Source organism: Vibrio sp. OPT18 (assembly GCF_015163615.1).
Lineage (GTDB): Bacteria > Pseudomonadota > Gammaproteobacteria > Enterobacterales > Vibrionaceae > Vibrio > Vibrio coralliirubri.
Genome location: NZ_JADDYK010000005.1, coordinates 1 through 21,862, shown reverse-complemented (window position 1 = coordinate 21,862; position 21,862 = coordinate 1). Strand labels below are relative to the sequence as shown.

At 45.2% G+C, this 21,862-nt stretch carries 25 protein-coding genes; 4 read left to right on the top strand and 21 right to left on the bottom strand.

What is annotated here, in order from left to right:
* Positions 1-98: 98 nt before the first annotated feature.
* The 11 genes from traF to IQQ51_RS00275 all read right to left on the bottom strand — a co-directional run bounded on the left by traF (position 99) and on the right by IQQ51_RS00275 (position 10,738).
* Positions 99-911 carry a type-F conjugative transfer system pilin assembly protein TraF gene (traF, locus tag IQQ51_RS00325; RefSeq protein ID WP_193840041.1) on the bottom strand — a complete coding sequence of 271 codons (813 nt, stop codon included), beginning with the start codon at positions 909-911 and terminating at the stop codon, positions 99-101.
* A 360-nt stretch (positions 912-1,271) separates the two neighbouring features.
* A complete protein-coding gene (gene traN / locus IQQ51_RS00320) occupies positions 1,272-3,056 on the bottom strand; it encodes a type-F conjugative transfer system mating-pair stabilization protein TraN (RefSeq protein ID WP_193840040.1) in 1,785 nt (594 codons plus the stop codon).
* A 197-nt stretch (positions 3,057-3,253) separates the two neighbouring features.
* Positions 3,254-3,880 (bottom strand): type-F conjugative transfer system pilin assembly protein TrbC, encoded by a 627-nt coding sequence (trbC, locus tag IQQ51_RS00315; RefSeq protein ID WP_193840039.1) that lies wholly within the window; start codon positions 3,878-3,880, stop codon positions 3,254-3,256.
* A 42-nt stretch (positions 3,881-3,922) separates the two neighbouring features.
* Positions 3,923-4,201 carry a hypothetical protein gene (locus IQQ51_RS00310; RefSeq protein ID WP_193840038.1) on the bottom strand — a complete coding sequence of 93 codons (279 nt, stop codon included), beginning with the start codon at positions 4,199-4,201 and terminating at the stop codon, positions 3,923-3,925.
* A 219-nt stretch (positions 4,202-4,420) separates the two neighbouring features.
* Positions 4,421-5,422, bottom strand: coding sequence for a conjugal transfer pilus assembly protein TraU (traU, locus tag IQQ51_RS00305; protein WP_228012625.1), 1,002 nt, complete (start codon positions 5,420-5,422; stop codon positions 4,421-4,423).
* Between the two features lie 142 nt (positions 5,423-5,564).
* Positions 5,565-5,927: a hypothetical protein gene (locus tag IQQ51_RS00300; RefSeq protein ID WP_193840036.1), complete on the bottom strand. Its 363-nt coding sequence runs from the start codon at positions 5,925-5,927 to the stop codon at positions 5,565-5,567.
* A gap of 366 nt (positions 5,928-6,293) precedes the next feature.
* Complete coding sequence (locus IQQ51_RS00295) at positions 6,294-6,656, bottom strand: hypothetical protein (RefSeq protein ID WP_193840035.1); 363 nt, start codon at positions 6,654-6,656, stop codon at positions 6,294-6,296.
* A gap of 18 nt (positions 6,657-6,674) precedes the next feature.
* Entirely contained in the window at positions 6,675-7,349 is a 675-nt protein-coding gene (gene traW / locus IQQ51_RS00290) for a type-F conjugative transfer system protein TraW (protein WP_193840034.1), read from the bottom strand.
* 6 nt (positions 7,350-7,355) lie between these two features.
* Complete coding sequence (locus IQQ51_RS00285) at positions 7,356-7,730, bottom strand: TrbI F-type domain-containing protein (RefSeq protein ID WP_193840033.1); 375 nt, start codon at positions 7,728-7,730, stop codon at positions 7,356-7,358.
* Positions 7,723-10,302, bottom strand: a complete 2,580-nt coding sequence (gene traC / locus IQQ51_RS00280; RefSeq protein ID WP_193840032.1) for a type IV secretion system protein TraC — start codon at positions 10,300-10,302, stop codon at positions 7,723-7,725. Before traC ends, IQQ51_RS00285 begins: the two co-directional genes overlap by 8 nt.
* Before the next feature lie 85 nt (positions 10,303-10,387).
* Complete coding sequence (locus IQQ51_RS00275) at positions 10,388-10,738, bottom strand: hypothetical protein (RefSeq protein WP_193840031.1); 351 nt, start codon at positions 10,736-10,738, stop codon at positions 10,388-10,390.
* 22 nt (positions 10,739-10,760) lie between these two features.
* Here IQQ51_RS00275 and IQQ51_RS00270 point away from each other — a divergent pair, with 22 nt between their 5' ends.
* The gene (locus IQQ51_RS00270; RefSeq protein ID WP_193840030.1) at positions 10,761-11,009 is read left to right on the top strand and encodes a hypothetical protein; all 249 of its coding nucleotides are present in this window, start codon (positions 10,761-10,763) and stop codon (positions 11,007-11,009) included.
* Positions 11,010-11,205: 196 nt separating this feature from the next.
* On the opposite strand, the gene traV is transcribed toward IQQ51_RS00270, so the two are convergent.
* The 7 genes from traV to IQQ51_RS00235 form a co-directional block, all read right to left on the bottom strand.
* Positions 11,206-11,655 (bottom strand): type IV conjugative transfer system lipoprotein TraV, encoded by a 450-nt coding sequence (gene traV / locus IQQ51_RS00265; protein WP_193840029.1) that lies wholly within the window; start codon positions 11,653-11,655, stop codon positions 11,206-11,208.
* Positions 11,656-11,664: 9 nt separating this feature from the next.
* Entirely contained in the window at positions 11,665-13,221 is a 1,557-nt protein-coding gene (locus IQQ51_RS00260) for a TrbI/VirB10 family protein (RefSeq protein ID WP_193840028.1), read from the bottom strand.
* Positions 13,218-13,955: a type-F conjugative transfer system secretin TraK gene (gene traK / locus IQQ51_RS00255; RefSeq protein WP_193840027.1), complete on the bottom strand. Its 738-nt coding sequence runs from the start codon at positions 13,953-13,955 to the stop codon at positions 13,218-13,220. Before traK ends, IQQ51_RS00260 begins: the two co-directional genes overlap by 4 nt.
* Positions 13,952-14,521: a type IV conjugative transfer system protein TraE gene (gene traE / locus IQQ51_RS00250; protein ID WP_193840026.1), complete on the bottom strand. Its 570-nt coding sequence runs from the start codon at positions 14,519-14,521 to the stop codon at positions 13,952-13,954. The genes traK and traE overlap by 4 nt, the downstream gene beginning before the upstream one ends.
* A 19-nt stretch (positions 14,522-14,540) precedes the next feature.
* The gene (gene traL / locus IQQ51_RS00245) at positions 14,541-14,849 is read right to left on the bottom strand and encodes a type IV conjugative transfer system protein TraL (RefSeq protein WP_193840025.1); all 309 of its coding nucleotides are present in this window, start codon (positions 14,847-14,849) and stop codon (positions 14,541-14,543) included.
* Entirely contained in the window at positions 14,849-15,169 is a 321-nt protein-coding gene (locus tag IQQ51_RS00240; RefSeq protein ID WP_193840024.1) for a hypothetical protein, read from the bottom strand. The genes traL and IQQ51_RS00240 overlap by 1 nt, the downstream gene beginning before the upstream one ends.
* A 230-nt stretch (positions 15,170-15,399) precedes the next feature.
* Positions 15,400-15,984, bottom strand: coding sequence for a hypothetical protein (locus IQQ51_RS00235; protein WP_193840023.1), 585 nt, complete (start codon positions 15,982-15,984; stop codon positions 15,400-15,402).
* 541 nt (positions 15,985-16,525) lie between these two features.
* On the opposite strand from IQQ51_RS00235, the gene IQQ51_RS00230 reads away from it, so the two are divergent.
* On the top strand, positions 16,526-17,143 hold the full coding sequence (locus IQQ51_RS00230) for a LexA family transcriptional regulator (protein WP_193840022.1): 618 nt from the start codon (positions 16,526-16,528) through the stop codon (positions 17,141-17,143).
* Positions 17,144-17,584: 441 nt separating this feature from the next.
* Positions 17,585-18,412 carry a hypothetical protein gene (locus IQQ51_RS00225; protein WP_193840021.1) on the top strand — a complete coding sequence of 276 codons (828 nt, stop codon included), beginning with the start codon at positions 17,585-17,587 and terminating at the stop codon, positions 18,410-18,412.
* Between the two features lie 851 nt (positions 18,413-19,263).
* On the opposite strand, the gene IQQ51_RS00220 is transcribed toward IQQ51_RS00225, so the two are convergent.
* Positions 19,264-20,214, bottom strand: a complete 951-nt coding sequence (locus IQQ51_RS00220; RefSeq protein WP_193840020.1) for an Rpn family recombination-promoting nuclease/putative transposase — start codon at positions 20,212-20,214, stop codon at positions 19,264-19,266.
* 377 nt (positions 20,215-20,591) lie between these two features.
* Here IQQ51_RS00220 and IQQ51_RS00215 point away from each other — a divergent pair, with 377 nt between their 5' ends.
* On the top strand, positions 20,592-20,867 hold the full coding sequence (locus IQQ51_RS00215) for an HU family DNA-binding protein (RefSeq protein WP_193840019.1): 276 nt from the start codon (positions 20,592-20,594) through the stop codon (positions 20,865-20,867).
* 45 nt (positions 20,868-20,912) lie between these two features.
* Here the strand turns inward: IQQ51_RS00215 and IQQ51_RS00210 are convergent, their stop codons facing one another.
* Positions 20,913-21,362, bottom strand: coding sequence for a hypothetical protein (locus IQQ51_RS00210; protein WP_193840018.1), 450 nt, complete (start codon positions 21,360-21,362; stop codon positions 20,913-20,915).
* Positions 21,355-21,585 carry a DinI-like family protein gene (locus IQQ51_RS00205; RefSeq protein WP_193840017.1) on the bottom strand — a complete coding sequence of 77 codons (231 nt, stop codon included), beginning with the start codon at positions 21,583-21,585 and terminating at the stop codon, positions 21,355-21,357. The genes IQQ51_RS00210 and IQQ51_RS00205 overlap by 8 nt, the downstream gene beginning before the upstream one ends.
* Between the last annotated feature and the right edge of the window lie 277 nt (positions 21,586-21,862).

Genomic DNA, 21,862 nt, shown 5'->3' with positions numbered 1-21,862 from the left:
TATGGCGTTGCTCTCAGCGTTTATTTCGACTGGCTCATGGATGCTTCTTCTGCCGTTGGCGGTGTGGAGCGTTACGTGCTATTTCCGATAATCCCTTGTTAAAAATCGGGCGCGAACTGCGTGGCCACATTGTGAAAGCGCCCCAATAATTCCTCTTGAGAGACAAAACCAAACGCAAGTGGGTGCATTTCGCCGGTATTTGGGTTGACCAATACCAAGGCTGGCGTCATTTCTACCTCCAATGTTTGGTTGTTCTGGCGGTTTTGCTTGATAGCTTCAAGCTCGACGCCATCCATCGTGACACCAAGAAGCCCAATTCCATATTCGTCCGCAAAGGCTTGAATCGAAGGGGCGAGGGTTTTATCCAGTGGTGCATCGCCGTTATACGCAAAGAAGAGTCCAAAGCCTTGCTCTGCCAGTGTTGTGACTGATTGGGTTTTAGCGTGTTTGATTTGCGCGTTTTGGGTTTGCCTTGCAATGGATTCGGTTGGGTGTTTGGTGCGGTAATCCAGATTTGGGTCAAGCAGCAGGGCTTTTTTCCAGCTCATGCCAAACTCAGTGGTTTTGCCATCGATGTATTGGCTCAGCGTCATAAACTTCATCACCTTATCCACGTCGGTCGAGTTAATCACCGCATCGTTTTGCACTTCCGCCATATAGCCCTGAAACCACTGCATTTGCTCAGTGGCGTTCATGGTTCGGACTCGTTTGGTTGGGGCTGCGCTTGGGGAGGTGGTGGTGACGAAAGTTTGAGGGGGTGGCGGCAGTGGTTTGGGTTTAAGTTTGACGGGTTTGGGTTCGTTGTACCATCGCCAACCTTGATGGGGTTCGCTGGCGATGGCGGGCGAAATCAGGCAAGCACAGAGGAGGGCTCTGGTAATGACTCCAATGGCGTTGTTAAGGTGTCGCATGGGCGCTCCTTTGAAAATGCGTGATGGTTGGCGGTAGAGACAACAAACGGCAGTGGGTGAAAACACTGATTGCTGAGGTAGAGGTGTTTCTGCAGGGACGCCGTGTGCACCTCATGACCGTAAGAGGGCTCAGCCTCACTGCTTACTGCGACGATAAGGCGGCTAATGGTGCAGCAATGGCACAGTGAGCGGCAGAGCGTCACGACAGGCACGGTCAGGGCTCCGTCATCGAGTGGGGTTTGCGTTAGGGTATCGAGTTTATAAAACAGCGCCCCTTCGGGAATAGGCTGCTCACAAAGAGCGCAAATCGGCTGCCTTTCAATATGGGGGTAAATTCGGTTCATCATAGGGCTTATTATCTCATTTTATGTCGGTGAATTTATCTGTAATGGTGTTTTGCAAGTGCTCCATATCGGGAAGCGCCATGCCTTCTTCCATGTCTTCGTAAAAGTCGCTGAAATCAATCTTAGAAAAATCGAGCTGCTGCATTTGCTCAGGGGTAATACCAATACAGTTCGGGTTTTTCTTATTACCAAAACTGAGTCCAAGTTGCACCTTGCCTTGCTCTTGGATTATGCGCGCCATTTTACTATCAAACTGGCAGTAGCTTTGCTTTTTGCGAATACAGACGCCAAGCACGTCTTCAGCACAATACTCCCCAAGTTTGATGGTTAGACCTTTGTCTTTGGCTTGACCCAGACCAATTTCTTCTTCACTGCACTGGGTTAGGCCAATGTCGTTACCCCAACCATCATCAGAGCAGCAATCGGATAAACCCACCGGCTTTTTATCACAAAAAGCCGGTTTGCCCGTGAAGATTTTGACCGTATCTTCGCTAAAGTCTTCGGCGGCGGCGCCAAGGGCTCCGAGCCCTGCTGCACTCTCAGCAAAATCATCATTCTTTTGTCCTTCGCCCGCGTAGCAATCCCCCTCTAAGCAGAAAGAAGCCTCACCACAGATAAGGTTAATGTCTTCACATTTTTTTTCCACGCAGCTAAGGGTGACATCGTAAACAAGGCATTGATTTTGAATCGCTATTTTACAGTATCTTTTATCAGGCTCGCTGAGCTTGCAGGTGAGGGTATCATTAGGGTTTGTCAGTAAATTGCTGCAAGTGTTTGGGTAACGACAAGTGTATGTTTCTCTTTTTTTCCAGCAACTTCGGTAAACTTCCACGCCATTAATAATACGAGTTTCAGGTCCTTCAATGCAGGTAAATTGGGAGCTGCTGCATTCAGGTGGCAGGTTTTGGCATTGGTTTAACCATTTAGTGGACACTCGTTTTTCTTTCCACTGCGCCATGATGTACACGTTGTCGTGAACATAACCATTGATTTGTTGTCCACCGGTATTCATTCGATGAAAATGCATAACCGATTTGTGAGGCAGCAACTGATTCACGGGAACTTGAACGTTCGAGATGATGAATAATCCATTGCTTGATTGCATTTGAACGGTTTTTAACATTTTCCCGTTAATGCTTATCCCAATCATTTCAGACCGCGAGTTAATGGAGAGTTTAAAACCGTTAACGGTGACGGTGTTGATATGATGATTGATGATTGGCATCTCTAAACCAGATACAGGTCTGTTGGTGTGATCGTAATTCCAACGACCGCTATGATTAACGAAGTACTCTTCATCTAAGACTAACTCTGATGTGCAACTCAGTGGCGCTGTTGTCGGCTCGTCGCACTGTCTCTTGGTGTCGATAAGTTGACATGAGCTACCGTTTTCGCAGTCATGGTACTTACTCGATATGCCATGACTAATGTTATAGCTGTCATCCATAAACCCTTTAGCTCGAACCAGTGCGGGGTCATTCGGGTCAATATCGTATTTCGGTCTTTTCTTTTGCGCGTCCACGATGTTTTTTGCATTAGGGTCATTGGCCAATGCAATGTTGCCATCGTCAATCATGCCAGCATCATTACCAAAGTATTTGGATTGGTCAGGGTTTTGGATTTGCTGCTGGCACGCTATGTCCTCGCAGTAGCTATTGACATCAAAGCCCTTAAAAGCAGGTTGGTTAAGACTTTGAGAGACGGCGTTTTGGGCGTTCCGGACTTCTTGGTTATAAATGTTGCCTTGATTAGCGACCGCTATCGGGCTCAAAAAAATCATTAAAAATGGAAGTATTCGCATAAAAAACACTCATGGCAGTGGCGGTATTGGTCAAAAACAGGGTAAAAACAGGGTAATGATTGATTGAAAAGAAAGATAAAAATGGCTCCAGAAGTGATGTTATTTTTGCCGTTATTGATTATGCCCGTCTTATTGTTCATGGCTCATTTAATGATTTGGGGCGGGCATGTGCTACTACGGTTGTTTCGTCGCCGACACTAATCAATGAGGTATCGCTGCGCCACTAAACCGTGCTCGCCCTTATGGCTGAGGGTTTCAAGGGCGTGATAAAGTGAGACGTTGCCATAGACGATATCGAAATTGCCGGCCAAGCAAGGTGGCTCACCTTGACACGCTCCCTCTTTAATGGCGACGAATGCCGGTACTTGAGTGATGTTAAATTGCTTAAACCAGATGGGGTTAATTTCCACACCACCCATAATCGATTGACCATTGGGCGTCATGACTAACGACTGAATGGTTTGAGCGGTCTGCATAAAGTCATTGTTGAGCATGCCGCGAATAATCACCGGTACGTTCAACTCCGCGGCTTGTGTGAGCAGTTGTTTGAGTGAGGTTTCCGGCATGCCTAGCGAAGCAAAGACGACGACGCCTGAGGCTTGCGCTTTGGGGTTTTTGGGCTTGAGTGACGCCATTGACTGGTCTTGAAGTTGGGTCGCCCACTGTTGGTATTGGCGACTTTTTTCAAAGATTTGATGGCGTTCAGTATCGGTCATGCCTTGTGTGGCATCAGCCTCGATTTGACCAAGGGCTTGCAGTTCATCGTCAGTCCAAGCGAAAGCGAAGGGCGTCATTAACAGCGCAAGGATAAGGGCTTTAATCATGTGATGTTCCTGTTATGGGAGGGCCCCCTAAAAATAGGGGGCTTATTTTCGATGTTCATCTCGGTCTAGATGTAAGTTGATGCGTTTCGGGATGGCCTTTCTTTTGCGCCACCGTTGAAGGCATCGCCATTGGCGATAACCAAAGTGAGCGATGCTGCGACAAGTGAAGAACAAACCGACAGTCCCCATCATGAGCACTAAGCGTTGATTGGCACTCAGTTGCTGTAGCCAAAGTGCGCCATGATGGAGCCATAATGCGAGGTAATGATGAAACTGCCACCCCTCACCAAGCGATTGAAACCAAAGGTAGAGTGTTTTCATAAATGAGTGATTTTTGGGTTAGGCAAGATAATTCCCTGATTATTTTGTGGTTTTTTGTTGTCAAGATATCGAATTTGACTTAATTTACTGTGTAAGAAGGCACGCTCGATGTAGAGTAGTGACCATCATTTATCTTTTCCTACATAATAAAAGTTGCATCGCCAATGGTCGGCGTTACGCGCAGTCACCGCTTAATGGCAAGGGTGTTGCGCGTTTTTTTTAAAGAAAAACGCAGTTACGCTTTCTAAACTTCACAAAGCCAAAGTTATCGCCCGTAACAGGGTTATCATGGCCCGATTCCCAAATGGCCGTTGTCGTACCGTAGGGGTAGCAATTCTTAGCGTCTGCTTCGACGTTAGAGAGTTGGTATCGATAGCGAGACTTTGGCAATATCGGCATGGGGTGTTGATAACAAATGGCCCCATCGGTTCCTAAACTCTCCCACACAATGCCTTGCCTGTGCAGCTTGTAGTTAATGCGCTCTGAGATAAGCGTGGCCGCTTGCAATGGTGTATCTCGATAACCGGTCGTTCCCGTTAGTGGATAAGCACTGCCTTGTGAGCCCAAACACCAAAACAGCACATCCAGTGGCAATGAGTTACCCATTGAGGTTTTTACCGATTCAGCTACACACGCTAATTGCGCAATTTGATTACCAAACAGCGCCGCTTCGGGATTTAAGATAAACGAGAGTTCGTCATCATCCCAAAAGGGGTCGAGCTCGGTGAGGTAAGCAACATCAAAGTTATCGATGGACATACACGCCTCGCTTTGCAAAATTTGCAGCCAGTAAATGAGCGGATACTTGTACCAGTGCGCGTGATAAAAGCCGCCATTACTGTTCGCGGCAGTGGGTCTTTGGGTCGACTGACCACCGATTTGTTGCGAGTTGCCCATTTCCATATCAATCCCCATGTTGACCATGCAGTAAGGTACACGAGTAACATCAACCATCGCATAAGGCTCCCAATAGCCGATGTTTAAGCCAATCTGCATAAAGATGGGTGGGGGTTTAGGGCAAAATGAGATAGGTAGGGTCGGGTTTTCAGTGTCGGGGTACTTTGATGGCCATAAGGGGACTTTGCCTAGGGTTAACGGAAACATGCAGTCCCAACAAATGCCGTCGATAGGATTCACAAAATCCCCAGTACAAGCGGCGCTGGCATTGGCTTTGGTTGGTATAAGAGAAAAGCTAAAAAGCCCTATTGAGACGCTACACATCAGTAGCCCCCGCAAGAGAAGTCGTTTGGTCATAGCGATGCCTATAAAAGAAATCCGCTGCGCGGTGCTCCTTTTGTCTCTACAACGCAAGCGTTATAGCAGCCAAAAGCGAGCTTTGGTTTTAGATAGAGGTGTGATGTTCTTACGGCGTTGATTTCCCTGCACTCGCCACTGTTGTGAGTGAGCGGCTTTCGCTATTGCATGTGCATTGACAGCAAAAGGATTTGCTTTCTCGATGAGTTTTAATGGCCAATGGGATAGTAATGATAAGGTAGACCAGTACGATGACTAACATCTGAACCTTATTATTTGTCGTGCTTTCCCAAACTTGCATCATGATGGACTGCCATTGCTGGAAACTCAGAGATTCAGCCTCAATGGAAATGAACTTTGTGTAGAGTGTAAAGACAAAAATCGCAACTTGGGTTGAGGCAATGATCAGGCTTGTTTTAACAAAAAACGCCAAACCGTTAAGAATTTTTAATGTAGAGTGAGCTTTTGACATACAACCTCATAAATACGAATGATTTTAGAATTGCTGAAAGCAGATAATGCTCTTGCGTATATAGGTGAATATTTGGATATCCCTAGTTGGATGATTCAATTAAGTGTTTTAGGATTGGTGAGTTACCTAGTGGTACGCTGGTTAATGAGTCGCAATAAATAGGCTTTTTAATTCAATCCTGATACATCAAACTCCTGCATCATCCCACTGTTTGCCCTCTTGCTTAGCCAGCGTTGGAATGTGCTTGATGGTCAGTTTGCGCGTAATGTTGCCTTGTTGGTCAAAGTAAATTCCTAAGTAAATCCGCTAGAAGCGAACGCATAAGGTTATCAACGAGCGGATAGCAGCCAAAAGCGAGCTTTGGTTTTAGGACGTTGATTTTCCTGAACTCGCCGCTGTTGTGAGTGGGCGGCTTTCGCTATTGCATGTGCATTGACAGCAAAAGGATTTGCTTGCTCGATGAGCTTTAATGGCTAATGGGATAGTGATGATGAGATAGGCCAGAACGATCAAGTACATTTGAACTACATAATTCATCGTATCTGGCCATAGCTCCGCGATGTAGGTTTGCCACTGTTCAAAGCTCATCGTTTTTGCATCGGTTGATGTAAAAGTTTGGTATAGAGCAAAAACAAAAATGGCGATCCGCGCAGAGAGTACGATCAATAGCATTTTCACAAATGATGTGATGCCATCAATGATTTTTAAAACGGAATGAGCTTTCGGCATACGTTTTCCTTTCTGTGTTTAATTCATTCCTGATACATCAAACTCCTGCATCATCCACTGTTTACCCTCTTGTTTAGCCAGCGTTGGAATGTGCTTGATGGTCAGTTTGCGCGTAATGTTGCCTTGCTGGTCAAAGTAAATTCGCTCCCCCAATGCTTTAAATACTGCTTCGGGTTCCCCGTTGGTTAATATCCATTTCACGGTCACACCAGGGTGCTCCGCTCGATACGCTTTGGCCCACGCGATTTGCCTCTCGTCATCCCCGTCTAAGAACGCGAGTTGTTTTGACAGTGCCATGGGTGGCAGTGGGACGTTGCTTGGCCATGTGGATGAATCAAACGGGTTGATGGTCAATCCTTTTGCAAACAACACTTCCCCTTTTTCGTTACGAATATCTTCAGCAAGCGTCAGTGATGGGTCTACAAAATAAGTGGTGGGCGAGGTGGTTGTGGAGAGCCCTTCGACGGGGGCCGGACGTTGAACACTTCGTTTCACTTGCTCTTTGAATTGGTCTTCCATCTTGGCCATTTCCCCATTGGCTTCAAGTTGGGCGAGCCTGGCTTGTATCCAATCGAGCATATCCATTTCGACAATCTCAAAGGTTTGGCCAATCACCCCAAGATGCTTGGCATAAAGAGGGGAGCTTAAAAAGCTCCCCAAGGTAACCGTCAGTAATAGTGCCGCAGGTTTCATGTTTACCTACTTAGGTTGTTGAATGCGTTCAAGGGCGCGCTGCTCAATGATGGGTGTAATATCGATAGCGCCTTCCACTACAGCCGATTGGACCAATATCACGACGTTGTTATCGCTGGCGTAGTGGTCTAATTCATCTTCCAATACCAACGCGTACTCTCTGGCTTTCTCATCAAGTAGGGCATCGCTCAGTTCGGTGATGCCAATCTGCGGAAGGTAATAGGCCATTGAGCCGCTGTATTTTTTTACCGCGCCTTTTAAGTCAAAGGTGACGATAGGGGCAGTAGTTGGACTGAGGATTTCACTTGCCAGTAGCGAGAGTGGCACACTAAAAGAGACCGCCAGTAGTGCGGTCATCGCGTGTGAGGTGAGTTTATTCATTTGCAGCCTCATATTGTGCTTTGATTTGTTCAAATTCTTGCATTTCTTTCGGGTAGAAGTGCCATGCGGTTTGTTCGACCGCTTCCAGCAGTGGCATACCTTGTTCGACTAATTGCTCACAATATTGGTATTCGTGCGGCTCGGTTGAGAAGAGCGCCCGTGACCAAGGGTCAGCAAAGAGTCGATGGAACGTCGTGACACTGCCCGCTTGTATCATGGCACTGGAAAATCCGGTGCGTTTGGCTTCTTGGAAGCGGTTAATCAGTGAGACATGATAAGGGTCGAAAGCGGTCGGGTTTTCTTTCACAAACTTTTTGAAACTTTCGCCTTGGCGCAGGATAAGTTTGATGTCGGAGTTGTTGTACGCCGCTTGCGCCTCTTCGGAGCGAAAGAAGTCGCTGATACTTTGCGTTACACTGGCAAAGCTACCGCCAAACTTACGTGCGGTTCGATACCCTTTATCGATAAAGGCGCGAGATTGACGGTTACTGCCAGACATCAATGACCAGGCTTCCTCAATGATACAAATCTTGGGAATGTTTCGGTCGCCTGCGAGATACATGGTTTGGTTAATCGAAACAATCAGTGCAAAGACCACCGGACGAAGCACTGCATCGGTAAATCCATCAAGCTCAAGCGTGGTGAGGTGCGCGTTGGGGTCAAGTTGTGACGGCTTATTGAATACGTCACCATAGATACCCGTTGTGCAATACTTGTTTAGTTGGTAGCCAAGGTCGGCTAATCGCCGGTCGTCCCCACGCAGTTTGCTTAGCTCAAACAACTCATGCTGAACATGGTCAATGAGCGTGTTGTTACGATGATTGCCCCATGCCAGCAAGATGGCGTCACCGAGCGCACTTTCCATGTAATCATCTAAGTCGGAGTTGGGCGCGGCCATTGCCGCTATCAAGCCGGTGATATCCCCAAGCAAAATACTCATCGGGTCGTCTTTTTTCTCTTCAGCAAGCTCTGCATCTGAGAAAGACGTGCCCGCCATTTTTTCAGCGCTGGCAATATGGGTAAACGGGTTTAAGAAGATATTCCCCGCAGTCATGTAAACGCCGCCCAAAGTCTGAGTGAGCTTCTTGTAGGAGTCCCCTTTATCCATGATGAAGCACTTACCCCCTGCGGCGTAGATGGATAAGGCGATGTTTTGGGTAAAAAAGGATTTGCCTGAGCCGGATGCACCCGTGATGGCCATGTTGTAGTTATCGGTTTCACAGCGGAAGGGGTGAAAAAATCCGATTTGATTACGCATGGTTGGGAGCAACATGCCGCCTGTGAGTCGTTTGTACTCTCCGACGATGGGAATGAAATTCACCAGATTGGAGGTTTTGATTTGTCTCATGCGGCCTGCGCGTTTCACATCATCAAAGAAGGGCAACATATTAAAGGGCAAGGTAGACAGAAGCGCTTGTCCTTGCAGCATATCGGTGGCCACAATCGAGAGTCCTGCTTCACCAAAGACCCCGATAGCCGATTCCACGTCTGCCTTCATATCCTCTTTGTTTGAGAACAAGGTGAGCGTTAAGCTCATTGAGGCAATCTTGTATTGCTCTGCTAAAAAGCCATCTTGCAGCTCAAGACGCTCTTCGTACTCTTTTTGCGCGGTTGGCATGAACATGGCCATGGGGGAGTTAACCCACTTGCTCAATGAGCGGATTTTGGTTTCGTTGGCGGTGCGCTGCTTACCCGTTGGCTCGATACGAAAATTACAACTGATGCGAAACGGGCAACGTAACGAGTTACTGGCGTTTTTCAGTGACGTTAAGCAGCTCGATAAATTGTAGAGACGGAACTCACGAGGGAGTTTGCGCAGCGAGAAATTGATGATGCGCGTATGCGCGGGTTCTTTTTGTCCCTCAATGGTGCAGCGAGATTCGACATACTTACGATGCACCAGAAATTCGCTATCGAGCTCGACCATTTGACGGTGCAGCAGTTCTTCTTCCATGTACTCTTTTGGTTGGTGTACCGTTTGCTGACGATTGAAATTAAGAATTTGGCTCACGTGCTCAATCAGCTCATGTGGCTCCATCGGTGCGTGTTCAATGCCGTTTTGGACCAATCCGTAATCCAAAGACGATTTAAAATCTTTGATATCCTCCGCTTTGGCGGTTGAGGTGCAAAACAGGTAGGCATTGTAGTTTTTTAAATCGAAACGGTACTGCTTACCAAGGCGAGAGCCAAAGCCGTTTTTGGCGCTGTGGTGCGCATAAATGGCTTGGTTGGTGGCAACTTTTTCCATAATGCCGCCACGCTTTGAGAGCTCTTGGCAGTTCTTATCAATAAATTCGCTGACTTGGTTATTTCCCGTGAGGGTAAACTGATAATTCCATTTGTCGCCTTCGGGAAAACGGCACACGAGGCTGTTGAGAGAATCCACTAATTCGTCGTTGGCTCCGCCAAGGATTTGGAGTTTTTTCGCAAAGCCGAGCGTGCCATCGTTTTCAAATAAGCCGGACTCTTCATCGTAGAATCGATAAGGGAGTTCATTGTGAAAATGCCCTGCATCGGGACGAGAGTGTTTGGCGAGGGTATCAAGTCCACCTCTGGCGATTAGACGATCCATTAAAAATCCTTGAGAGTTATAGTATTGTTTTAAATGCGGCTTTTGCTGTGATAGCACTTGTTTTGCTTGATACCGAGCGTATTCGTCAGCAATCTGTTTTTGGGTGAGGAACGGAAACAATAGAGGGTTCTATTGCAGTAGTTCTCGGTCTTATCGGGTAAATACTATTTTTTCTGCCATCGTTTTTTTTGCGTTGGCATAGTGTCAGTAAGTATTCATCAAGTGTGTAAGCATGGTTCTTTGACCAAGGTGTAATGGCATGGCTGAAAAAATGAGTTTGTTTTTCAATTTCCTCAATGAGCTCCCGATATTCATCAAGTTGTTTTTCTATGGGGATATGGTGTTCAATCTGAGATAGTGAAATGAGATCATCAGGGATAAATTTGAGCGTCTTACAAAGCTGTAACATTTTTAGTTGGATATTGAATGACGACATTAATTGCTCCAGAAGGTGAAGTATGAAATTTTGCAAGCAGCTAGAATCGCTATTAAAACCAGATGCGATGATAAAATTTGAAAACTTGCTAAAGGTTGCGCATGAAATTAACGCTATAAACCCCCTTGCGTTATATGGTTTTATTAATTTAATCCTAAGACCGATGCAGTCTGAGTTGAACCTTGTTACTGCGGAGCTTGGTTCAGGTGTTGTAAAACACATTGGTCTAAAAGACTTATTTACAGAAAGAATGGAACCCTATTTGCGTTAACTTCTTCATTTGACATGTTTTCAATATCTGATGTGTCTTGATTGACTGTCGGCATGACGGCATATGACATGCCTCTACGCTTTCGACTGATAAGCACCGTGTGGAACGGATGTGGGATTTGGCTGGCGAAAAAATGTGGGTTGTTCATCTTTTAACTCCTTAAACCAAGGCCAGCGATGGCTGGCCTTGGTTGTCTTTACTGATATTGGCTGTGAATGATGTCCGTTGGGGGCTTTTTGAGCCAATGGGACGGCGTAAGGATGGTGTAAATCACGGAAGTATCGTGATAGTTTCCTTTTGCATCCTGATACGGATAAATCACGATTTCTTTGACCTCTTCACGATAGCGACTTGGCACACCAGAATGCAGCGGTGGATTGACATGCTGCTCTAAGGTAGTGATAAGGGTGAGCTCGCCTTCCTTACCACTCTCATCATTGATATCTCGGTTGGTTTTTCGGCCAATGACATTTCCTTGCGAGTCCGTGGCGTATTGCCCTTCATCAATAAAGGTGTTGATGTCATTCATGGTGGCACAGCCTTCGATCCCGTCGATGGTTGAGCAGGAAAATTCATCGTCCATGCCCGCCGCGCAGCCAGTCAGCAGCAGAACGGGAATAAAACGCAGTAAAGCTCGATAGTGCATTATCGCTCCTTAAAATGGGTTGATTTGGCCTTGTTGATTAAATTGTTGCAGTGCTTGGTCACGAAGTGGTGCAGGCAACTGATTAATCAGTGGGTTAACCACTTGCGCAGGGGCGGCGGTTTGAGTGTTGGCTTGAGCATTATTCTGCGGTTGGATGTTAGGCAGCATGCTCATTGGGTTTAAGTAGGTGCTTAACAGGCTTTGCGTCATGCCTTGATTCTCTTCGCCATAGAGTTTTGCTTCGTATTCAGCCAGCTTGTCAGCATCGAGTGGGAAGCCTTTTAAGAAAACAAGGTTAACCACCGAACCAGGATTGAGCTCAATGATTGGGTGGTATTGCTCAGCCAGCTTGATGTAGTAGTCCGCCATCTTGGAGCCCACCTCTTCTAATGCCGATCCACCCATATTCAAAAACGCCTGGTTTGGGTCGATGGAGGTCACGACACCCGACGTGCCGGTGATTTGTGTGGATGAGGCATTTTTGGCGGTTTGGCCAAGTCCAGTAAACAGTCCTGACACCCCTGCCATTTGGATGATTTTGCCATTGCGCATTACCGGTGTGCCGCGAATGCCATTGCGTCCAAAGTTAAAGGCAGTGCCTTGAACGGGGATATCTAAAATCTCTTCGCCTTTCTCTTTATCATCAAAGATACAGCTCAGATTATCCAGTCGTGCAATACCGCGATTGGATGATATCTCGCCATAGACCGAGGCCGTGACGGTACACCCTTTTAGACGTGAGCGTTTACCGTTAGGTAAAATTCCATCGTGGATAGTTCTAAAGACAATCGGCGCGGTATCGCCTTGTGCATTCACCCCCGCGTTCGCATCAGCCGCGCCCACCATGACGGCGGTGACAAAACTGCCCGTCGGTACATAGTTTTGACTGGTGCGCTTATAAGACGCTTTTGTTTCATCAGCGTAGTGGTAAGAGAAGGCTTGAATGCCCATCGGCTCAAGAAGTTGTGGTGATTGCATGTCGCTCTGACCATTCCCACCTTGCGCTTGAGTTCTTCCGTCGCCTGTTTGCGATCCATCTGTCCATTGATTGCCGAAGGGCGCGCGAACCGAGCCAGTCTGCTGAGCTAATTGACCGATACGCTCTTCCATTTCAGCGTTTTTGTTGTCAAAGGTTTCTTCCACGGAGTCTAAGAATTGATTTAAACGGTCGTCTGCGCGCACCTGAGAGCGATTAACAAGGTCAGTCATACGCTGAATGCCACTCTCTAGCTTCTCTTCAAGCAGGGCGTTTTCTCGCGTTATTTTATCAAGGTTGGATTTTAATCGTGTCACCTCTTGCTGCTGAGCAAGAAAGGCCGATTGCGTATCTTTCACCCCAAAGTCAGGAGTGACGACCGCCCCAAACTCCGGTGGTTTTTCTGTCACAGTCGCACTTGGCTTTTGGGTGATGAGGTAGAACGCCCCCCACAGAAGAATGAGTGTGCCGCTGACGGTGATGGCAATGATGCCATTACGTTTGGCGGTGGTTCGGTTATCACTGACTAAGTCATCGTCATCGAGTGACTCCTTGGATTTTGAGGTAAACAGCTCAATCAGTTTTTTCATAGCGTCCACTCTCCGCTGACGATTTGATACATCAAGGTGGACTCACCAGCGCGAAGCACTTTCTTATCCACCGAAAGGGCGCGTAGGCCGTTGACGTAAAAACGGGTGTTGTTGAGCGTTACTTCGCTGCTGCTATTGTTTTTTACCTCATAAACCAGGCCGCTAAAGAGGTGGCCTGAAAATACGCGGCGCGGTATCACATCAAGTGCCGCTGGCTTGCGTTTTTTCTCGGCAATTTGGGTGTAGACATACCCCTCTGGCGGCGTTTGAGTGTCATTAAAGCGCATCATGCTTTTCATTAACTCGACCAACATCTCTTGATAGGGGCTGCTGGCTTCAAACTTAAACGCCTCGCCGGTATCGCGCTCAGAAGAGACAAATTCTGTTGTGATGGCAGGGATACGCAGCGGCGTAACAAACACACCGAAGTTTTTCCCCTTTAGAGTGGAGATATAAAAGGTAAAAGGCTCTTCCACATTGAGCGAGATAAGCGCGGCCCCTGATTTATCCAGTGGGATAGCGGAGCCTTGGTCGCCGCTCCCCATCGGCAGGGTACAAAATCCACTTGGACAGACGACATTGGTGATTTTGTCGTCTCTGACCACAAGGCGGTTGATGTCAACGCTGGAGAGTTTTGTGGTCAGGGTTTCGTTGTTGGAAAAACTCATGATGGAGGGTTGCGCCGCCATCAACGGAGTGGACAGTATCAAGAGGGGAAAGAGCCAATATTTCATTCGTTTTTTCCTTTGGTGATTTTGGCGATGGCGTCGAGCTCAAGCACACCGCTTGGGTAGGACATCGAGACCAGATAGCTAACAGGCTCCGGCTCTAAGGCTCTTGAGCCCACGTACTTTTGTAATGTGCCGGTGATTCTGACCGCCAGTTCGTCGCTTGCGATATCAATTCCCCCGATGAACAGGGTTGAGGAGATATTTTGCGTTTTGATTTGGGTAGCTTCTTCAATCAGAAGTGGCTGCATGATGTGGTAGCTGCTGCTTCCCACGTAGCTGAGAAGGTGGCCATAGTTGCGGGCGACATTCTCACGGGTGACATTGAGTTTTAAGTTGATGAAGTATTCCGCCATTTCCCCTAGGTAAGAATCGCTGACCGATTTTCGTGAAACAGTCATAGGGGAGTCAAAGGTGGGCGGCATTAAGGTGCGCTCTTTGGTGAGCGCGAGATAGACGGTGGAGCCTGAGAATAACAGCGTAAGCAGGAATAAAAAGGCGACCGCGCCCATCAAGCATTGATTGACAAAACGCACTCTTTCGAGTGCGTTGTCGCGGTTTGATGTTTTCAATCGAAAACCCTTATGCGATTTAATTGAGCCAATATTTACGGCAAGGTGAGGGCGTTTTTTTAAACATCTGCTTTGTCAGTGCTGCGGGTGAGAACCAGTAGAACATCAAAGAGAGGAAGTTATCGCCGTGACCTTGCTTTAATACATGAAGCCCGACACCCACTACCCCACCCACAAGGGCCCCTGTCAGCATGTAGTTCATCAATGAAAAAATTCCAAAGATGATGATGACAGGAAACACTTCATCAGCGGGTAAACCCATGATGACTTTTCCTTGGTCTAGGTAGCGTGGAACGGTGTAGAAGTTCTTGTATTCATTGGCGTCCATTACGATAGGCCGACCATGGCCATGCCCACTTTAAGGAAAATCATAGACGCCATGAAACCACCAATTGCCCCGAACCAGTTTTTGGTGGTGATACCAGTGATAAGAGCAACAGCAAGCGAGATAACCGTGATAACCATGTAGAGGGTTGAGTTACTGTCGGTTGCTGCTGTGATTTCCGCTTTACCACTTGCAAAGATATCGGCGTGAGCATTGCCCGTGAAAAAGAGCATGATGCCGAAAAAGCTGACTAATAGCGCCAGCTTAACCCAAGAAGCGTTGCGTTCAATAAAAGCCGTGTTAGGCATAGTTAGTGTATTCATTGGTCATTTTCCTTAGAAAAAATTAAAGGTTATTGTTTTTGGTTTATGCGCGAAAACGCGCATAGCTATACAGGTGTATAGCTATGGACTTTCAGTGCAAAGTGAGAGTGACAAGCGACAACGTCCTTGTTGTCGGTGTCTATAGAGGCTTTAGCGGCTTTCGGTTAAGGCTCACGGCAAGACTCTCTTCCAATGAGAGTCCTGTTTCTTCTTGTAGAGCATCAATGGATTCAAAGCGCTGTTGAGTGGCTTTGGCTCGTTTGAGGCGTTTTTGTTGCGCTTTGGAGCGTCGTTTTGGGGCAGCGCGAGGTTGATTGGGCATGGGGGCGACCTGTTGAAGATTGATAAAAAGCGAGGATGGTGTTTCGTCTGGCCACAAATTGTCGCCAGTTCTTTTCGTTGAGCTCTAAGTTGTTCTCTTTTCTAAAGCGCTTGCGCTCCGCATTCGGTATCCGACCGCGGTTTTTGGCTCTGCGAGCTACTCCTTTGCTGTGATCTCTCATCGATTCTTTACATTCTGTCGTCGATTTTGATTGTGGAGCCGTTGATGCTTTACGACTGACTCGCTGATCGATCATGATGTTTAAAATCTCGCCTTGGAAGGTTGGATAACGCAACGGTTCGTTGTCGTGGATGAGTGCGCTAAAGACAATGCCAGTCTCCATCTGAGCTATAAACTTGGTTTTAAGGAATGCGTTGCCTTGATAGGCGAATTTCTCTAAACCTTTGATGCTCTCAATAAGGGATAAGCAGTGGTTTGGCAGAAAACCGTAGAGGATTTTCATGTTGCCGAATTTAAAATCAGGATTGTGCATGGAAAAATCTCGGGAGGATCTACTTTGAGATGCCAAGCAGGGTGCTTCGCATTTGAAAGTAGATGGGTATCTTCCAATACCCATGTTGTGATGACGCTTGTGTGTGCTCACAATGCAACACGACCGGACTAGTGGCAGCTAACGACTCTGTGGGGTGAACAGTCTTATTTCTACGTACTCCCGAGCCTAGCGGCATGCCGGTCCACGCCCGTAGTTTCTTGGCGTACACATTTCTTGGGCTATCCTCGCCCGCGCCCTTCATGGCGCTCTAAGGAACACAGAGTGCTTATTTATCGCCTTTAGCTTGGCGACCTCAATCACGATGAGGGTTTTAAAAAGCATTTGATTAGGCTTTTAAGAGCGCAACCAAATACGTACAACTACTCTTCATACAGAACCATTGTTGGTTACTGTATGAATGATCATGGGTGGATAATAAATCATCAAATAAGTCAAGTCAACTAAACTAAACTTCAGAATAAACCTAACTAAACCTTTGTTTGTGTACCCTTATAAAAGAGTTTGTAGGGTGTCGATTTTTATGTTTAATTCTAAGATATTGAAAAACAAAAGATTAGAGCAAGGTATAACACAACAAGAGCTGGCGGGTTTAGTTGGTGTGTCTTCAGTTGCGGTATCGAAATGGGAGTTAGGTCTATCAAAGCCAAAACCTAAAAACATCAAGAAGTTATCACTAGTTTTAAATGTAAGCGAAAAAGTTTTATCAGGTAAAGAAAGGTTAGCTAGATCAGAATATTTAGAAATACCATACTATGAAGACGTTAAAGCAGCCGCAGGATGTGGGTGCTTTAATGAAGAACCGCACGAACACGGAATAGAAATGGTTCCAGCAAAAGCTCTTGCATCATCCTGTAGGTCAAGTGTTTTTTGCATATCTGCTTATGGTGATAGTATGGTGCCAGTTTTTAGTGATGGAGCTAAACTGGCGATAGATAGTGGTAAAACGGTTATAAAAGATGGTGAATTATACGTCGTAGCTTATGATGGATGCCTGAGGGTAAAAGTTTTATTCAAAACATTGAATGGAATAAGGCTATGTAGTTATAACCCAATGTTTAAAGATGAAGAGTATACGCATGAAGAATTATCGTCTTTTAACGTAATAGGGAAAGTTATATGGTACTCACAAGTAATGTAAAGTTATATAGAGTTTAGTTGAAGTTTTCCTATTAAAGAGTATCATATATATAGAATTTTGAAGCAAAAGTGCATTACATAGCACGCTACTACATAGTTTTTTATGTAGTGTATTTTTCAAGATTTTAGAGTGTGTTGAGGGTGAGACCTTAACGACATAGCATTCGCAAAAAAGCCGTCTTACCCAGAGAGTAGACGGCTTTTTTGTGCCTGCAATTTAAGAATTTGATCTTTAAGTAGATCTTGTGTAGATTGTAGTTTCATTGTTTGGACTCTCAACCCAAGCAACCCCCAAAATCTCTCTGGAATCTAAGTATGTTTAACATCGAATTTCCTTGCCCAAGGCAAGACAAGTGTAGACTCAGCGTTCAAGTAATAACCGTCAATGACAATGGCTATCCCCGAGATACCCGTTTAGGTTATATCTTTGAGGGCGAGTCACATGTTAGCAGATAACACCGCTCCTACCCTGACAAAACCTGAATACGATAAAGCGTATCGAGCTAAACGCAAAGCGCGTAAGCATGAGCTTATTGAACTTTTTCAGGAAACACTCACTGCACAGCAAGAAACCAATCAAAACTTTACCATAGGTTTTAGTTGTCGCCGTTTGCTACGTAGTGGTGAAGTGGTCAACTTGCCTCATGAGTATGCGTTTATCTTAAAAGCCTGTCAGGAGTTTATTGATAACCCTCAACGCTTCCCTGGCCTGTTTGCCTGGGGTGGCGCTGCGGTGAATAACATCCAATGTCGAACGCTGATCTCCAAAACTTTAGCCTGTATCTTACCAAACACGGATTTGATTGGTGGCCGTATTGGTTTACCAACGCTTGCTGGACTCAAAACCATCAGCTATGACCAGCTACAAGAGGATTACGTCCTACGTTGGGGCGAATACATTTCCCCTAAGTCGTTCGCTAAGGTGATGAAATACTTAAAACGCGCGAGTTATCTTCGCACTGAACGCATTAACGTGTGTGTCGATGATGCCGAAGGTACGGTGCGCAGCGCAGCCGCTTACAAACAATTCTCAGAAGGTTTCTTCCAGGATCTAAAAGTCGTACGCTATAAAGAAATTTGTGCCCTTATTATCGCATCACGCAAGCGTATGGAAAAGAAAGGGCTACGTTTTGATTGGCTTAGCTTCCGTACGATTGCATCAGGCGTACAAGACATCTTTAATGCTACGCGTTTAAATGATTACGCTAACAAGGTGACGTCACTGTTTGGTGGTTACGAGCCTTCACAATTTACCCCTGCACCACACTAGATTTTTTCTTGTATCCGCTTAACGGCGGAGGCTTTCGCACGCCCTAATGCCGTAAAGAACAAAAAATGAGCATTTCTTTTGGCTATTGTACCGTGGCCACAACGTCCTTCAGTGGATTTTTTAGTATTTTAGACTCATAGTTTCGTCTTTTTTAAAAAGGTAGTGCAAGTAAAGGGACTAAGAAAATAGTGAAAAAAAGTATCTAAAAAACAGGCAGCGGTTATGTGTACTACGTAGTTAAACTTCGTATATACATAAATACATATATAAATATTAAATATGTTCACGATAATTAAGGTTCACACTGGCTGCTATATGCTTGCATGTAGAGTCAGTGTGAAGCCGACAAGCGATAGCGCTGTCAAGTCTCATCCCCCACGTCCAACTTGATCGATCCCTAAAAACGGTCGCTTCGCTCCATGATACCTACAGCCAGCATCAAGTTATAAACACACTGCTTATACTTCGCACTAGCTGGCTGCGCTGATCCTTTCTTTTGTCATCCGACAGGAAACTTCCGTACATATACGCATAATTCAGTGGAACGACCACTGTAATAACCAGTTAAAATTTAACTTTAGCGCATATCTTACTCGCTTCGCTCGCGCATTCTAGCAAGGCGAAGGGCAATTTTTGTGCCATTACCTTCATCAATCCATTAGGCTTCATCTTGAGTGGTTAGAGAGCGTCTTACTCGCTACGCGAGCGCGTTCTGGTATTCGTCGCACAGCGACTCATGGAATGAAAAAGTGACCAGGAGGGGGAGATATGAATTACATTACTATAGTTACAGTGTAACGTTTGTGGATTGTAAAAATAGCGAAATGGCAATTTCGCTATTTAAAGATCGATCAGTTAATAAGGGTTAATAATTCTTGCTCTGACAAGCCTGTGCTTTCGGAGATCAACGATTTGTCTAGACCCGCTGCCAGCATTTTTTTAGCTATGGCTAGTTTTGCTGCTTGTTGACCCAATGCTTCACCTTCTTGGCGACCTTGCTCTAGACCTTGCTCTAGACCTTGTTTTAAGCCTTGTTCGCGACCGCGAGCTTCTAATTGTTCTGCTACTGTCATGAAGCGCTCCTCATGCTCCGGTATTTGCTGAGCTAATGTTCGCATCAAATCTTCTAGATTTGATGTCTCCCCTACTCTTATCAAATACTCTACTAAACTGTCTAATTGATTCGTCGTTATTAAACGTTCTAATAACAGTGTAACCAGTGTGTCTGCAAAATCCAACAAGTCTCTTTGTCGAACGTGCTTTTGGACCAGCTCTAACAGCGCCACTCGTTTATGCTGAATGATTTCATCATCCGGCATCACGGTCACATCCACTAAGGGAAAATCCTGGCTATAGAGTGATTTTGCTATCTCTGGATTTTCAAATTCATCCAGCCAATTTGTACTGTATGGATAAGGACTGGTTTTGCCATGATAGAACAGCAATGGCACAACCAAAGGCAATGTTTCATTACCCGCGTCTAGGTGTTGCTTCATTGCGGCAATGGCATATTTCATCATGCGAAAGCCCATATGTTTGTCTGGGCTACTTTGGTGTTCTATCAAAGCGTATACGTAACCCACCCCACTCTTTGTCTCCATTGAGTAAAGTACGTCTGAGTAATATGGAACTAACTCATCTTCCAAAAATGAACCGGATTGAAGCTGGAGAGTTTCGAGATCACAGATTTCTTTGATATGTGCTGGCAGATGGATATTTAAGAAATCCTTTGCGGTGTCTGGCACGGTCAAGAACGACTTAAACAATCCATCGTGTATCGATGTCGGTGTTTTCATTGGCATTATCTGATGGCGTTTCCTTAATCATACCACAGGTTATTAACTCTTAAGCCCAAGACTATTGTTTCATCTAGTCGGGGGGGTGTAAGCAGGAAGCCGCCAAAATTTTGAGAACGTTGTTTAAGTGTCCGTAAGACGCCCGTTAAAAGGACAGTCTCAAGCATGTTTAAATTGTCTTATGCTGCTGTTTTTATGTCTCATAAGACTGGTACGGTTTAATTTTCATTTAAGGGGGCTTATTTGTACACGGTTGCTCGTGCAAAAAACCGAATAGATTATTGTTTATGTTGTTACGCTGTCACTAGTGTGCGTGTTTTTTGATTGCTGTTTTGAGGATTTTAAGTAATATGTATTTACTTTCAATAAGATAGGTAATTGATGTGAATAAATCTGATTTAATCAAACATATCTCCACTCAAGCAGAACTCTCAAAATCTCAATCAGAAGAGGCGCTTAATGCGATTTTGTGTGGGATTTCTAATACGCTTGCATCTGGTGATGACGTCACTTTAATTGGTTTTGGTTCTTTTAAAGTTTCTCAGCGTGCTGCTCGTACTGGCCGTAATCCAAAAACGGGTGAGCCTATTTCTATCGCTGCAAACCGTATTCCATCATTTAAAGCCGGCAAAGCCCTTAAAGATGCTTTACAGTTTTAACGTAATTAAGCCGTGATCGTGTTTCATATGTCACGGCTTTTCTAATCATACCTGGTTTGCTTGGGATGGCAATCCAAGAGCTAATCGCCATAACTGACTTAGCTCTTCCGGCGCTGTTATGGTACTCCCCTTTTCGTATATCTTCATTGAGTAGACTATCTCCGACTCTGGTATGTTTATCTCGGTGCATACATCAATTTTTTCTACCTTTTCATCGTTCTTTTTATATTCTATTGGTGCCATCTTAGCGACAATCTCACTAAAGTTGATATATTGGTAAGTCCTCTTTTTTTCATTCTCTAATTCATGGGCGATCGCCTGTTGTATTGACAATCCTGTTTTCAATCTTGCGATCAAGCGTGGTATTGGTATTTTAAATTTGTGGCTTATTGCTTGTATTCCAACCACTCCGTTATATTCGTAGGTATTCCATCGCTTACCATGCGAGTAGTAAATAGTCGGTTCATTTTCATTGTTTAAGTGACGACTAAACATGAAGCCACTCCTCTGCTTCATTGAACATTTCTCCAATTAATCTATTGGCGGGTTTTTTATCGTCTTTGTGGCAAAAAATTTCTAGCTGATTATTTGTTCCCTTTCTTATCCTTATCTTCGCATCTGGATACACCTTTAATACTCGACGTTCCATCTCTTGTTGGATAAGAGTTAACCCGTTTCGTGGTAGTTGAGCTGTTGTTACCATCATTTCTATACGCATAAATCACCTTTTATAGCTGTTTATATATACAGTGCTATTGTGGTTGTATATCCCTCTTTTGTAAACAGTTAATTACCTATTATTAGTACACTTTTAATGTTTCACATCAACCTTTTCATTATCTAAGCGTTTGTAATCAAAGTGGTTTTTATTGTTTCTGAATTTCACTCTTGACTTGGATTTTTGAGTGAGTATAGTAATTGAGTAATTGAGTAATTGAGTAATTGAGTAATTGAGTAATTGAGTAATTGAGTAATTGAGTAATTGAGTAATTGAG

What these genes read in the sequence shown, in the direction of transcription:
- traU (WP_228012625.1), bottom strand. Translation starts at nt 5,422, where the DNA reads ATGTGTAGCGTCTCAATAGGGCTTTTTAGCTTTTCTCTTATACCAACC.
- IQQ51_RS00285 (WP_193840033.1), bottom strand. Translation starts at nt 7,730, where the DNA reads ATGAATAAACTCACCTCACACGCGATGACCGCACTACTGGCGGTCTCT.
- traC (WP_193840032.1), bottom strand. Translation starts at nt 10,302, where the DNA reads ATGGATCGTCTAATCGCCAGAGGTGGACTTGATACCCTCGCCAAACAC.
- IQQ51_RS00205 (WP_193840017.1), bottom strand. Translation starts at nt 21,585, where the DNA reads ATGCGTATAGAAATGATGGTAACAACAGCTCAACTACCACGAAACGGG.
- IQQ51_RS00295 (WP_193840035.1), bottom strand. Translation starts at nt 6,656, where the DNA reads ATGCCGAAAGCTCATTCCGTTTTAAAAATCATTGATGGCATCACATCA.
- IQQ51_RS00220 (WP_193840020.1), bottom strand. Translation starts at nt 20,214, where the DNA reads ATGCCAATGAAAACACCGACATCGATACACGATGGATTGTTTAAGTCG.
- IQQ51_RS00240 (WP_193840024.1), bottom strand. Translation starts at nt 15,169, where the DNA reads ATGAATACACTAACTATGCCTAACACGGCTTTTATTGAACGCAACGCT.
- IQQ51_RS00310 (WP_193840038.1), bottom strand. Translation starts at nt 4,201, where the DNA reads ATGAAAACACTCTACCTTTGGTTTCAATCGCTTGGTGAGGGGTGGCAG.
- IQQ51_RS00235 (WP_193840023.1), bottom strand. Translation starts at nt 15,984, where the DNA reads ATGCACAATCCTGATTTTAAATTCGGCAACATGAAAATCCTCTACGGT.
- IQQ51_RS00230 (WP_193840022.1), top strand. Translation starts at nt 16,526, where the DNA reads ATGTTTAATTCTAAGATATTGAAAAACAAAAGATTAGAGCAAGGTATA.
- IQQ51_RS00225 (WP_193840021.1), top strand. Translation starts at nt 17,585, where the DNA reads ATGTTAGCAGATAACACCGCTCCTACCCTGACAAAACCTGAATACGAT.
- IQQ51_RS00300 (WP_193840036.1), bottom strand. Translation starts at nt 5,927, where the DNA reads ATGTCAAAAGCTCACTCTACATTAAAAATTCTTAACGGTTTGGCGTTT.
- trbC (WP_193840039.1), bottom strand. Translation starts at nt 3,880, where the DNA reads ATGATTAAAGCCCTTATCCTTGCGCTGTTAATGACGCCCTTCGCTTTC.
- traN (WP_193840040.1), bottom strand. Translation starts at nt 3,056, where the DNA reads ATGCGAATACTTCCATTTTTAATGATTTTTTTGAGCCCGATAGCGGTC.
- traV (WP_193840029.1), bottom strand. Translation starts at nt 11,655, where the DNA reads ATGCACTATCGAGCTTTACTGCGTTTTATTCCCGTTCTGCTGCTGACT.
- IQQ51_RS00260 (WP_193840028.1), bottom strand. Translation starts at nt 13,221, where the DNA reads ATGAAAAAACTGATTGAGCTGTTTACCTCAAAATCCAAGGAGTCACTC.
- traK (WP_193840027.1), bottom strand. Translation starts at nt 13,955, where the DNA reads ATGAAATATTGGCTCTTTCCCCTCTTGATACTGTCCACTCCGTTGATG.
- traW (WP_193840034.1), bottom strand. Translation starts at nt 7,349, where the DNA reads ATGAAACCTGCGGCACTATTACTGACGGTTACCTTGGGGAGCTTTTTA.
- IQQ51_RS00275 (WP_193840031.1), bottom strand. Translation starts at nt 10,738, where the DNA reads ATGTCGTCATTCAATATCCAACTAAAAATGTTACAGCTTTGTAAGACG.
- traF (WP_193840041.1), bottom strand. Translation starts at nt 911, where the DNA reads ATGCGACACCTTAACAACGCCATTGGAGTCATTACCAGAGCCCTCCTC.
- IQQ51_RS00210 (WP_193840018.1), bottom strand. Translation starts at nt 21,362, where the DNA reads ATGTTTAGTCGTCACTTAAACAATGAAAATGAACCGACTATTTACTAC.
- IQQ51_RS00270 (WP_193840030.1), top strand. Translation starts at nt 10,761, where the DNA reads ATGAAATTTTGCAAGCAGCTAGAATCGCTATTAAAACCAGATGCGATG.
- traL (WP_193840025.1), bottom strand. Translation starts at nt 14,849, where the DNA reads ATGGACGCCAATGAATACAAGAACTTCTACACCGTTCCACGCTACCTA.